The following is a 12,512-nucleotide window of genomic DNA, read 5'->3' on the forward strand; positions in this document are numbered from 1 at the left end:
GCCTTCGCCGAAGGCGTCCCCTCACCCGTGCCTGCGGCACGACCTCTCCCCGCCGGGGAGAGGTAACAAGCGCCCCATATAGGCTGCGGGGCGAATCGCTGGCGTTCCCTCTCCCGATTGGGAGAGGGACAGGGTGAGGGTCCACAACCGGCGCCGGCACGCTTCCCCTCACCCGGACGCTACGCGTCCGACCTCTCCCCGACGGGGAGAGGTGAGAAGCGGCGGCCGCAGCACTTCACCTCATCGGGATAGACGGGACGAGCCCGGCCATGACGGAAGGATGCTCCCCGACCCTATTCCTGCGCCGGCGTGAAGGTCGCCGACATGTAGTAGAGGCTGCCGGGGAAAACCTGGCGGGCGTGGGTGATCGATTCGCCACCGCGCCAGGTGCGGCGCTCGACGACGAGGCAGGCCGTCTCCGGCGATATTTCGAGCGGCTCCGCATAGGCTTCGCCGGCATTGAGCGAGCGGATGCGGTGCTCGGCCTGCGTCCAGGGCACGTGGCCGAGCAGCCATGTGCCGGGCGGCTCCTGCGCAAAGTCGACCTCGGCGGCCAGGGGCACGGCGGCGAGATTGAGGCGCCGTTCCTCGAAGGCGAAGGGCACGCCTGCCGCCACGTGGCGGCAGGTCAGGACGAGAACGTCCGTCCCTGCCTCGACGACCAGGAGTTCCCGATCCTCTCGCGTGGCGCGCCGGCGGCGGCTCGAAAGGAGCTCGTAGCGATAGCTCTGGCCGCGCCTGATGATCTCGGCCTTGATATCGGGGATTTCCAGCACGGCTGACTGGACTTGCGGCCGTGCCACGAAGGACCCGGCGCGCCGCCGCCGCTCGATCAGGCCGATTTCCGCCAGCCGCGACATCACCTTGTTCACGGTCATGCGCGAGCAGCCATATTCCTGCATCAGCTCATGTTCGAAAGGGATGCGGTAGCCCGGCGGCCAGACGCCTGACACGATGTTGCCCTCGATATCGGCCCTGATCCGCTGGTGAATGGAGTCGGGCTGCCCGCGCTTCAGCGGCGTAGTGACATCAGGAGCGGCACCGTCATTCATTCAGCCAGCACCTTGGCGAGCGTCGCCTGGTAGCGCGCCGCGATGGCATCACGCGCCATATGGCGCCCAGCCTTGACTACCGGCCGACCATGGCGCCAGACGCAGTCCACAATGGGACGGCGCGCGGCAAAGATCCAGCTGTCGATGAAACGGTCCTCACGCTGCCCGTCCGCGAAGGCTGACGCCTCGAGGGAGACGATGTCGGCCGGCGCCCCGACCGCGAGATCCGCCTGCGCCACGCCGAGCGCCCGCGCGCCCCCCCGGCGTGCCGCGTTGAACAGGCTCGCCCCGGTCGATCGGTTAGCACCGGCCGCCATCACATTGCGGCTGCGCAGCGCCAGTCGCTGGCTGTATTCGAGCATGGCGAGCTCCCCGGGCACATCGATCAGAATGTTGGAATCAGTGCCGACACCATAATAACCGCCCGCGCCGACAAAACGATCGGCCGGAAAAATTCCGTCGCCCAGATTGGCCTCGGTCAAGGGACAGAGCCCTGCGGTCGCGCCGCTCGCGGCGAGCGCCATCGTCTCGACCTCGGTCATATGGGTGGCGTGGATCAGGCACCAGCGCCGGTCGATCGGCGCGCCGTTCGCGGCCATCGCCTCGATCAGCCATTCCACCGGCCGCTTGCCGCTGAAGGCGACGCTGTCCTCGACCTCCTTCACCTGCTCGGCAACGTGGATGTGGAGCGGCCCTTCCGGCGCGAGCTGCAGGACCTCCACCAGTTCGTCCGCCGTGACGGCTCGAAGGCTGTGGGGGGCCAGACCCATGTTGGCGGCGGGCAGATCCTTGATGCTCGCCCGCGCGCGCTCCATCAACAGTCCGAATTGATCGAGCGAATTGATGAAGCGGCGCTGGCCCTCCGTCGGCGCCTGCCCGCCGAAACCGGCATGGGCATAGAACACGGGCAGCAAGGTCAGACCGATGCCGGTGGCTTCGGCGGCGGCGGCGATCCGCGCGCTCAGCTCGCCGATATCGGCATAAGCCGCGCCGTCACAGCCGTGGTGCAGATAGTGGAATTCGCCGACGCGGGTGAAGCCCGCCTCCAGCATCTCGGCATAGGCGAGCGCCGCGATGGCCTCCACGTCCTCGGGCGTCAGCCGGTCGAGGAAGCGGTACATCACCTGCCGCCAGCTCCAGAAGCTGTCGCGACTGTCGCCGCGCACCTCGGCAAGACCCGCCATGCCGCGCTGGAAGGCGTGGCTGTGGAGGTTCGGCATGCCGGGCAAGCCGATGGCATGGCGCTCATCACCGGGCTCGGCGAAGACGCCCTTCTCCAGCGCGGCGATCTGACCGGCCTCGATATGGAGGCGAACGCCGTCCTGCCAGCCGTCCGCCGTCAGGGCCGATTGAAACCACAGAACCATGTCACTCTCCCATCGACTGCGCTTGACAGCATCTTATATGTCTATACAAAGAATATGTATAGGCATTATAGCCCAACTTCCGCCAGACCAGCAGAGGGTGAAAACCATGGCAGGCGAAACAACGGCCAATGACGCAACTCGCGCCATATCCCAGACGGCCCCCCGCATCTGGCTGAACGCGCGCATCGCAACAATGGCTCCCGACCGCGAGGGTCTCGGCATCATCGAGGGCGCGGCGATCGCTGCCGAGGGCGGGCGGATCGTCCATGTCGGCGATGCCGCTGATCTGCCGGCGCTTCCCGACGCGGAGCGCATCGACTGCGAAGGCCGCTGGATCACGCCGGGCTTGATCGATTGCCACACCCATCTCGTTTTCGGCGGCGACCGCAGCCATGAGTTCGAGCTGCGCCTTGCCGGCGTGAGCTACGAGGAAATCTCGCGGGCGGGCGGTGGCATCAACTCCACCGTGACGGCGACCCGAACCGCGAGTGAGGACGCTCTGGTGACCGCGAGCCTCGCGCGGCTCGACCGGCTGATGGCGGATGGCGTCACGACCGTGGAGGTCAAATCCGGCTATGGCCTCTCGGCGGACGCGGAGCTGAAGCAGCTGCGGGCCGCGCGCCGTCTCGGCGGCTTGCGGCACGCTAACATCGTGACGACATTCCTTGGCGCGCATGCGCTTCCGCGCGAGTTTGACGACAAGGACCGCTTCATCAATGTGCTGGTCCAGGACATCCTCCCGCGCGTCGCTGATGAGAAGCTGGCGGACGCGGTGGACGCCTTCTGCGAGGGCATCGCCTTCTCGCCCGCCCAGTGCGAGCGCTTCTTCAAGGCGGCCGCAGCGCTCGGCCTGCCTGTAAAGATCCACGCCGACCAATTGTCGGATCTCGGCGGCGCAGCGCTTGCCGCGCGCCTCGGTGCGCTGTCCGCCGATCATCTCGAATATACGAGCGACGAGGGTGCGGCCGCCATGGCGGCCGCAGGCACGGTCGCGGTCATCCTGCCCGGCGCCTTTTACTTCCTTCGGGAAACGCACAAGCCGCCGATCGATTCTTTCCGCCGGCACGGCACGCCGATGGCCGTCGCGACCGACTGCAATCCCGGCACCTCACCGCTGACCTCGTTGCTGCTCGCCATGAACATGGCCGCGACCCTGATGCGCATGACCGTCGACGAATGCCTGCTCGGCGTGACGCGCGAGGCCGCGCGCGCCCTCGGCCGGCTCGACCGCGTCGGCACCATCGAGGTCGGCAAGCAGTGCGATCTCGCCATCTGGGACATCGAGCGTCCCGCAGAACTCGTTTATCGCATGGGGTTCAGCCCACTCCATGCGCGCGTATGGAGAGCACAATGACTGCGATTACTCTTGAGCCCGGCCGGATCCCGCTGGACGCCTGGCGCGCCATCTATCGCGGCGCGCGCGTTGCGCTCGACCCGGGCGTGCGCCCCGCCATCGCCCGTTCCGCCGAGGCCGTTGCCACCATCGTCGCCAAGGGCGAGCCGATCTACGGCATCAATACCGGCTTCGGGAAGCTCGCCTCGATCCAGATCGGCCTCGACGAACTGGAGACCTTGCAGCGCAACATCGTGCTCTCCCACGCCGCCGGCGTCGGCGAGCCGATGCCGGTGCCCGTCGCGCGGCTGATGATGGCGCTGAAGCTCGCAAGCCTGGCGCGCGGCGCCTCCGGCGTGAAGCTGGAGACCATCGACCTGCTGCTCGCCTTCCTCGACAAGGGCATCACCCCGGTCGTGCCGGCGCAGGGCTCGGTCGGCGCCTCGGGCGACCTCGCCCCCCTCGCCCATATGACGACGGTCATGATCGGCGTCGGCGAGGCCTTTGTCGACGGCGTGCGGATGCCGGCCACCAAGGCGCTGGAACAGGCTGGCCTCAAGCCGCTGACGCTCGGCGCCAAGGAAGGGCTCGCCCTTCTCAACGGCACCCAGTTCTCGACCGCCAACGCGCTTGCCGGCCTCTTTGAGGCCGAGCGCCTGTTCCAGACGGCGCTGATCACCGGAGCCCTGTCGACCGACGCGGCCCGTGGCTCGGATGCCCCCTTCGATCGGCGCATCCATGACCTGCGTGGCCACGCCGGCCAGCGCGAGGTGGGTGCCGTTCTGCTCTCCCTGATGGAGGGGAGCGCCATCCGTCAGTCGCACCTCACAGGCGATGACCGGGTGCAGGACCCCTATTGCCTGCGCTGCCAGCCTCAGGTGATGGGCGCATGCCTCGACCTCCTGCGCCAGGCCGCCACCACGCTGACCATCGAGGCGAACGGCGTCTCGGACAATCCGCTCGTCTTCGCCGAGGACGGCGAGGTGATCTCCGGCGGCAACTTCCACGCCGAGCCCGTGGCCTTCGCGGCGGACATGATCGCCATGGCCATCTGCGAGATCGGTTCCTTGTCGGAGCGTCGCATCACGCTCCTGACCGACCCCGCGCTGTCGCGCCTGCCGGCCTTCCTCACGCCAAAGCCCGGCCTCAACTCCGGCTTCATGATCCCGCAGGTGACGGCGGCCGCCCTCGTCTCCGAGAACAAGCAGAGCGCCTTCCCGGCGAGCGTCGATTCCATCCCGACATCGGCCAACCAGGAAGACCATGTTTCCATGGCGGCCCATGGGGCGCGCCGCCTCATCCGCATGGCCGAGAACCTCACGGGCGTGCTCGGCATCGAGCTGCTGGCGGCCGCCCAGGGCTGCGACTTTCATAAGCCGCTCGCCTCGAGCGCGGCCCTCGAAGCCGTGCGCGCGCGGCTGCGCCGTGACGTGCCGACGCTCGAAGACGACCGCTATTTCCACCCGGACATGGCAGCGGCCAACGCGCTCATCACCGCCGGCGAGGTCATCAAGGCGGCCAATCACACCCTGCCCGGCCTGGAGGGCTGAGCATGGCGGAGACCTCACCCCCCTGGCTCAGCATAAGGCGGGGCAACGCTCCGCTTATCGTCAGCCTGCCTCATACAGGCACGGAAATACCGGCCGAGATCGAGAGCAAGCTTGTTTCGCCGTGGCTCGCCCGCAAGGATGCCGACTGGTGGATCGACAAGCTCTATGACTTCGCCGTCGATCTCGACGCAACGATCATCCACACGGCGATCTCGCGCACGGTGATCGACGTCAACCGCGACCCGAGCGGCGCGTCACTCTATCCCGGGCAGGCGACGACCGAGCTCTGCCCGACGACGAGCTTCGACGGCGAGCCGCTGTACAAGGCCGGCGCCGCGCCTTCCGAGGCTGATGTCGCCGCACGCCGCGCGGCTTATTTCGAGCCCTATCACGCGGCTCTCGCCGCGGAGCTCCAGCGTCTGCGCGCGGCCCACCCCAAGGTCGTGCTCTATGATTGCCACTCGATCCGCTCGACCATTCCCCGGCTGTTCGATGGCGAGCTGCCGCAGTTCAACATCGGTACCAACAGCGGCAAGAGCTGCGCCCCAGCACTCGAGAAGCTCGTTGCCGAGGCCTGCGCAGCATCTGGCCAGACCAGCGTCCTCAACGGACGCTTCAAGGGCGGCTGGATCACGCGTCATCACAGTCGGCCAGAGGCTGGAATTCACGCCGTCCAGATGGAGCTCGGCTGCCGGGGTTACATGCACGAGCCCGCCGCCGTGGACGAGGCCAACTGGCCCTCTCCTTACGACCCCGCCTATGCGGCGCCCATGCGCGCCTTCCTCAACCCATTGCTGACATCCGTACTCGCCTTCGCGCGTTCGTGAGAGGACCGCTCCCATGACGACACAGACCCGCATCGACAATGCCCGCGTGATCCGCGCCCCGCGCGGCCCCGAGATCAGCGCCAAGAGCTGGCTGACCGAGGCCCCTTTGCGCATGCTGATGAACAACCTCGATCCCGATGTCGCCGAGAAGCCGCAGGAGCTCGTCGTCTATGGCGGCATCGGCCGCGCCGCGCGCGACTGGGAGAGCTTCGACCGCATCGTCGCCGCGCTGCGCCGGCTCGAGGACGACCAGACCCTGCTTGTCCAGTCCGGCAAACCGGTCGGCGTGTTCCGCACTCACAAGGATGCGCCGCGCGTCCTCATCGCCAACTCCAACCTCGTGCCGCACTGGGCGAACTGGGACCATTTCAACGAGCTCGACAAGAAGGGCCTGGCCATGTACGGCCAGATGACCGCGGGCTCCTGGATCTATATCGGTGCCCAAGGGATCGTGCAGGGCACCTACGAGACCTTCGTCGAGATGGGCCGCCAGCATTTCGGTGGCGACCTCTCCGGCAAGTGGATCCTGACCGCCGGTCTCGGCGGCATGGGTGGCGCGCAGCCGCTTGCCGCGACCATGGCCGGCGCCTCGTGCCTCGCCATTGAATGCCAGCCGAGCCGCATCGATTTCCGCCTGCGCACGGGCTATGTTGACGTGAAGGCCGATACGCTGGACGAAGCTCTGGCGATCATCGAGAAGTCCTGCGCGGACAAGAAGCCAATCTCGGTGGCCCTCCTCGGCAATGCGGCCGAAATCCTGCCCGAGATGGTCAAGCGCGGCATCAAGCCCGACGCGGTCACCGACCAAACGTCCGCCCATGACCCGGTCAACGGCTATCTCCCGGCCGGCTGGACGCTGGCCGAGTGGGAAGAGCGCCGCCAGTCCGACCCCAAGGGCGTCGCCAAAGCCGCCAAGGCCTCAATGGCCGTGCATGTGAAGGCGATGCTCGACTTTTTCCACGCCGGCATCCCGACCGTCGACTACGGCAACAACATCCGCCAGATGGCGCTGGAGGAAGGCGTCGCGAACGCGTTCGACTTCCCCGGCTTCGTGCCGGCCTATATCCGGCCGCTGTTCTGCCGCGGCATCGGTCCCTTCCGCTGGGCGGCTCTCTCGGGCGATCCCGAGGATATCGCCCGGACGGACGCCAAGGTGAAGGAGCTCATCCCGGACAACGCCCATCTCCACAACTGGCTCGACATGGCCGGCGAGCGCATCAAGTTCCAGGGCCTGCCGGCACGCATCTGCTGGGTCGGCCTCGGCGACCGCCACCGGCTCGGCCTTGCCTTCAACGAAATGGTGCGTAACGGCGAGCTGAAGGCGCCCATCGTCATCGGTCGCGATCACCTCGATTCCGGCTCCGTCGCCTCGCCGAACCGCGAGACCGAAGCCATGCGTGATGGCTCGGACGCCGTGTCCGACTGGCCGCTGCTGAACGCGCTCCTCAACACCGCCTCCGGCGCGACCTGGGTGTCGCTGCACCATGGCGGCGGCGTCGGCATGGGCTTCTCCCAGCATGCCGGTATGGTCATCGTCTGCGACGGCTCGCCCGAGGCGGATGCGCGGCTGGCGCGCGTGCTGTGGAACGATCCGGCCACCGGTGTGATGCGCCACGCGGATGCGGGCTACGACATCGCCATCGATTGCGCCCGCGAGAACGGGCTCGATCTACCATCCCTGTAACGCCCTCACTCCGAGGCCACACGCCATGCGTCTTCTGAAACAGCGCGACCACAGGAAGATGCCGTGGAAGAACGGCGGCGGCGTCACCTACGAGGTGGCTGCCGCCCCGGAGGGCGCGGCGCTTGATGCCTTCGACTGGCGGGTCAGCATGGCCCGCGTCGAGGCGTCGGGGCCGTTCTCGGCCTTCCCTGGCTGTGACCGCATCCTGACCGTGCTGTCAGGGGGGCCCATGACACTGCGGACAGGTGATGCTCCCGCCCGCACCCTCGACGACACAAGCACGCCGTTCGCCTTCGCCGCTGATGTGCCGACGATCGCCGAGGCTGTGGAAACCGCCCTGCTCGATCTCAATGTCATGGTGCGGCGCGGCCGCGCCACCGCCACCGTCACCCGCCATCGCGGCGTTAACCTGCGGATCAACCCGCGAGAGTCCTCTGCAACGCTTGTGCTGGCCAAGGGCGGCGACGCCGCGATCAATAGTCTTCATACGCTGATGACGGACGGAGATGTTCTTGTGATAGCTGCCTCCGACAGGCCTCTCACTATAAGCCCCTCCACGCAGGCCGTGCTCTACGAGATCCGCATCACAACCGCCGATCAGCATTGATCGGTGCGGACATCTCTGGCCTGATCGCTTCGTTTCATTCCCGAGGAAGGCCGCAAGAGCGCGGTGAGTGCAAGCCGTGCCGATCAAGCAGGGATTTCAGGGTGATGATTTCCCTTCCCGCTGTTACGCGATACCGGAAATCACACGCGATCGTCCCAACGGATCGTTCATCTCTCCGACGTCGAGAGAATACGCGCAGGCGTCCTCACATCCGATGGACAGGAAAGGCGCGCAACTTGGCGAAGAACGGCGTGTCGTAGTGCAGCGGAAGGGGTACCTCGCCGCAGTACCAGGAGAAGATGTCCTTGTCCTGCTCGTCGAGCAGGCTCTCGAAAGCGGCCAGATCGGCCTCATCGAGTTCTGGAAGCTTAGCATCGGCGAAACGGCCAAAGATAAGGTCCATCTCCCGCATGCCGCGATGCCAGGCGCGAAACTTCAGCCGGCGTAGCCGGACCGCATGCACATCGCTTTCGGTGTCCATAAACCACTCCTCTGATGCGATCTCACGCAGCCTATACGCCCTATCGCGATCAATGTCAGTCCGTGCGAACGGTTACGCGCGCCTGCAGATCTGCGGATGCCATGCGATAAATGCGCAGCACTAAAATTCAGAATAAATTGAACTATAATCCAATATTGGAATAGATATTTTCAGAAAAAAAATGATATCATATATGGATGAAATCCCATAAAGAAATTGGCCTCCAGAATGGCAGAAAGACTATCGATTCAGCAACACGATAACGGAAGAATTAATTCTGTAAGCCGCAAAGAAGTATCACTTCATTAGAAGAGCTTTACAGACAGAGACATTGATCGTCAATGCTGGCCCTCATGTCAAAGCCGGGCTGGATCGCGGCGGCGACGCGCGGCCTCACATTTCCGTCCGCATAGACGGGGAGGCCCATCACCTCATCCTGAAAAGAAATTTGTCGAAGAACTGTTGTCAGTTCTTCGAGGTGGCCCGCCTCAGTCCCGAAACCGAATTTCTCCAACCATGGGCCATACAGCAGCGCAGAGTTCTGGCATGCCCGGCCACAGAACGACGCAGGCAATAAGGAACCGTCGCAGGGAGGTTTACACCGACGGAACTTTCCGACATGGAAACCTCCATGCGTCCCAACGTCCTCGATCCCCTCTTCGCCCCATTGTCGGCCCTGAGCGGCGTCGGCCCGCGTATGGCGCAGCTGTTCTCGCGGCTGCTCGATACAGCGCCTGGTGACGCACGGGTCATCGACCTGCTCTTCCATCTGCCTCACAACGGCATCGACCGGCGCGCGCGCCCGACCATCGCGGAAGCGGTGCCAGGCGAAGTCGTGACGCTGGAGGTCACGGTAACCGAGCATCGCCCGCCACCGCCCGGGCGCAGCCGCGCGCCCTTCCGCGTCGTGGTGGAGGACGACACCGGCGATGTGACGCTTGCCTTCTTCAACATGACGCAGGCGCGGCTCGACAAGATGCTGCCGCTCGGCGCCAAGCGCCTCGTGTCCGGCAAGATCGAGCTGTGGGACGGGCACCGGCAGATGGTGCATCCGGACCGGGTCCTCGATGCTGACGAGGCTGACAAACTCCCCCCCGTTGAGCCCGTCTATGGTCTCACCGAGGGCCTGTCGGCCCGCTATGTCGCGCGCATCGCCGGCGGCGCGCTGGAGCGCGTTCCCTCTCTGCCTGAATGGCAGGACAGCGCCTGGATCCAGGCGCGGGGGTTTCCGGCCTTCGACACCGCCTTGCGGACCCTGCACCATCCGATCGATATGGCGCCCTTCGCACCCGAGGCGCCGGCACGCCGGCGTCTGGCCTATGACGAACTGCTTGCCACCCAGCTTGCACTCGCGCTGATGCGCGCGCAGGGACGGCGGCGGACCGGGCGCAGCCTCGCCATCGACGGGCATATGGCCGACGCGATCCGGTCGCATCTGCCCTTCGCGCTGACGGCGTCGCAGGAGAAGGCTGTCGCCGATATCCGCGCCGATCTCACCTCCCCTCACCGCATGGTGCGCCTGCTTCAGGGCGACGTCGGCTCCGGCAAAACCGTGGTGGCGTTGCTTGCCATGGCGAGCGCCGCCGAGGCGGGCCGCCAGGCGGCGCTGATGGCGCCCACGGAGATCCTCGCCCGGCAGCATCACGCGCGTCTCGCGCCGCTCGCCGCGGCCGCCGGCATCGAAGTCGGGCTCCTGACGGGGCGGGACAAAGGGGCCGAGCGCGCGAAGACCATCGCCAAGCTCGCCAGCGGCGAGTTGAACCTCGTCGTCGGCACGCATGCCCTGTTTCAGGAGGGCGTGACTTTCCAGGACCTCGGCTTTGCCGTTATCGACGAGCAGCATCGCTTCGGCGTCCACCAGCGCTTCGCGCTCGGCGCCAAGGGCGAGGCCGTCGACCTTCTCGTCATGACCGCGACGCCGATCCCGCGTTCTCTCGTGCTGAGCTATTTCGGCGACATGGATATCTCGATCCTCAGCGAAAAGCCGGCCGGCCGAAAGCCGATCGATACCCGCGCGCTGCCGCTCGACCGTCTCGATGAGGTCGTGGCCGGCATCGGGCGCGCGCTCAAGCAGGGCGCCCGGGTCTACTGGGTCTGTCCGCTCGTCGCCGAATCCGAGACACTCGACGTGGCCGCGGTCGAGGAGCGGCATGCCATGCTCCGGCAGTTCTTCGGCGATCAGGTCGGGCTTCTGCACGGCAAGATGGCCGGCCGCGACAAGGACGCCGCCATGGGGGCCTTCCAGCGCGGCGAGACGCGCATCCTCGTCGCGACCACCGTGATCGAGGTCGGCGTCGACGTGCCGGAAGCAACCATCATGGTGATCGAGCATGCCGAGCGCTTCGGCCTCGCCCAGCTTCACCAGCTCAGGGGGCGCGTCGGGCGCGGCGCCGAGCGGTCAAGCTGCCTCCTTCTCTACAAGGCGCCGCTCGGTGAGGTCGCCAAGGCGCGCCTCGGCGTCATCCGCGAGACGGAGGATGGCTTCCGCATCGCGGAGGAAGACCTGAAGCTGCGCGGGGAAGGGGAAATCCTCGGCACGCGCCAGTCAGGGGCGCCTGATTTCAAGCTCGCCCGGGTCGACCAGGACGCCGACCTCATTGCGGCCGCGCGCGACGACGCGCGGCTCATCCTGGAGAAGGACCCGAAACTCATCGGGCCGCGCGGCGAGGCCCTGCGCTTCCTGTTGTACCTGTTCGAGCGCGACGAGGCGATCCGGCTGCTGCGAGGCGCGGGCTGAACGCCCCCTCGCCTATTCGACCTTCTCGGCGATGCGTGTTGATGGCACCGGATCGGCGGTGAGGCGCGCGGTTTCCGCGAGTTGCGCGAGCTTGGCCTGGGCATTCGCGACGGGCTGGATCATGCCTGCCGACATGATCAGCTTGGCGGCATCCTCGACGCTGATCGAAACCTCGATCAGGTCCTTGCGCGGCACGAAGAAGAAGAAGCCGGTGGTGGGATTGGGCGTGCAGGGCATGAAGGCGCTGACATAGTCGCCCGCTTCCGGCATGTGCGAGGCCATCTCCTCAGAGGGCGGCGCCGAGAGGAAGACGATGGACCACATGCCCGGCGCCGGGAACTGCACCAGCCCGACCTTCCGAAAGGAACTCCCGGACTGGGAGAAGATGGTCTCGAAGACCTGCTTCACGCCCTTGTAGAGCCCACGCACCACCGGCATGCGCGCCAGAATGCGCTCGCCGAAATTCAGGAGCGTGCGGCCGACGAGACCCGCTGTGAGGAAGCCGAGCAGCGTCAGCCCCACGAAGGCCACGATCAGGCCGAAGCCCGGAATAGCGAAGGGCAGATAGGTTTCCGGCAGATAGGACAAGGGGATCAGAGGCTTGACCCAGCCATCCACCAAAGTGACCAGCCACCAGATGATATAGGCGGTGATGGCGAGCGGCCCCGCCACGATGAGGCCCGTGAAAAAATAGGTCTTCAGCCGTGCGCCCACGGTCGTGGGTCCACTCAGTGTCGTCATGTCACGTACGACATCATGGGCACTCGGCAGGAGCGCGCCATCGGTCACCCCACCCGGCTGCCTCTCGTCACGATTGCCGTCGGTCAAAGCCGAGCCTTCTCTGCGGTACCAGCCCCCATTGGGCCGTGCCAAT

Annotated in this window: 10 protein-coding genes; 6 read left to right on the top strand and 4 right to left on the bottom strand. The window is 66.3% G+C overall.

Annotated features, from left to right (window positions below):
• Window positions 1-293: 293 nt before the first annotated feature.
• On the bottom strand, window positions 294-1,052 hold the full coding sequence (gene hutC / locus KIO74_RS06660; RefSeq protein WP_213331267.1) for a histidine utilization transcriptional repressor HutC: 759 nt from the start codon (window positions 1,050-1,052) through the stop codon (window positions 294-296).
• Entirely contained in the window at window positions 1,049-2,419 is a 1,371-nt protein-coding gene (locus KIO74_RS06665; RefSeq protein ID WP_213331268.1) for a formimidoylglutamate deiminase, read from the bottom strand. Before KIO74_RS06665 ends, hutC begins: the two co-directional genes overlap by 4 nt.
• 106 nt (window positions 2,420-2,525) lie before the next feature.
• On the opposite strand from KIO74_RS06665, the gene hutI reads away from it, so the two are divergent.
• Genes hutI through KIO74_RS06690 form a run of 5 tightly spaced genes read left to right on the top strand, consistent with a single transcriptional unit; the run spans window position 2,526 to window position 8,420 of the window.
• Window positions 2,526-3,773 (top strand): imidazolonepropionase, encoded by a 1,248-nt coding sequence (hutI, locus tag KIO74_RS06670; protein ID WP_213331269.1) that lies wholly within the window; start codon window positions 2,526-2,528, stop codon window positions 3,771-3,773.
• Window positions 3,770-5,302, top strand: coding sequence for a histidine ammonia-lyase (hutH, locus tag KIO74_RS06675; protein ID WP_213331270.1), 1,533 nt, complete (start codon window positions 3,770-3,772; stop codon window positions 5,300-5,302). Before hutI ends, hutH begins: the two co-directional genes overlap by 4 nt.
• A gap of 2 nt (window positions 5,303-5,304) precedes the next feature.
• The gene (gene hutG / locus KIO74_RS06680; protein ID WP_213331271.1) at window positions 5,305-6,129 is read left to right on the top strand and encodes an N-formylglutamate deformylase; all 825 of its coding nucleotides are present in this window, start codon (window positions 5,305-5,307) and stop codon (window positions 6,127-6,129) included.
• 13 nt (window positions 6,130-6,142) lie between these two features.
• Window positions 6,143-7,813, top strand: coding sequence for a urocanate hydratase (gene hutU, locus KIO74_RS06685; RefSeq protein WP_213331272.1), 1,671 nt, complete (start codon window positions 6,143-6,145; stop codon window positions 7,811-7,813).
• 25 nt (window positions 7,814-7,838) lie between these two features.
• Window positions 7,839-8,420, top strand: coding sequence for a HutD/Ves family protein (locus KIO74_RS06690; protein ID WP_213331273.1), 582 nt, complete (start codon window positions 7,839-7,841; stop codon window positions 8,418-8,420).
• 205 nt (window positions 8,421-8,625) lie between these two features.
• Here KIO74_RS06690 and KIO74_RS06695 read toward each other — a convergent pair whose 3' ends face one another.
• Entirely contained in the window at window positions 8,626-8,901 is a 276-nt protein-coding gene (locus KIO74_RS06695; RefSeq protein WP_213331274.1) for an FAD assembly factor SdhE, read from the bottom strand.
• Between the two features lie 631 nt (window positions 8,902-9,532).
• Between KIO74_RS06695 and recG the strand changes: the two genes are divergently transcribed.
• Window positions 9,533-11,638, top strand: coding sequence for an ATP-dependent DNA helicase RecG (recG, locus tag KIO74_RS06700; RefSeq protein WP_213331275.1), 2,106 nt, complete (start codon window positions 9,533-9,535; stop codon window positions 11,636-11,638).
• 12 nt (window positions 11,639-11,650) lie between these two features.
• On the opposite strand, the gene KIO74_RS06705 is transcribed toward recG, so the two are convergent.
• Window positions 11,651-12,379, bottom strand: coding sequence for a DUF502 domain-containing protein (locus tag KIO74_RS06705; protein WP_213334460.1), 729 nt, complete (start codon window positions 12,377-12,379; stop codon window positions 11,651-11,653).
• Between the last annotated feature and the right edge of the window lie 133 nt (window positions 12,380-12,512).

Origin of the sequence: Chelatococcus sp. HY11 (assembly GCF_018398335.1) — a bacterium.
In the GTDB taxonomy this organism is placed as follows: Bacteria; Pseudomonadota; Alphaproteobacteria; order Rhizobiales; family Beijerinckiaceae; genus Chelatococcus.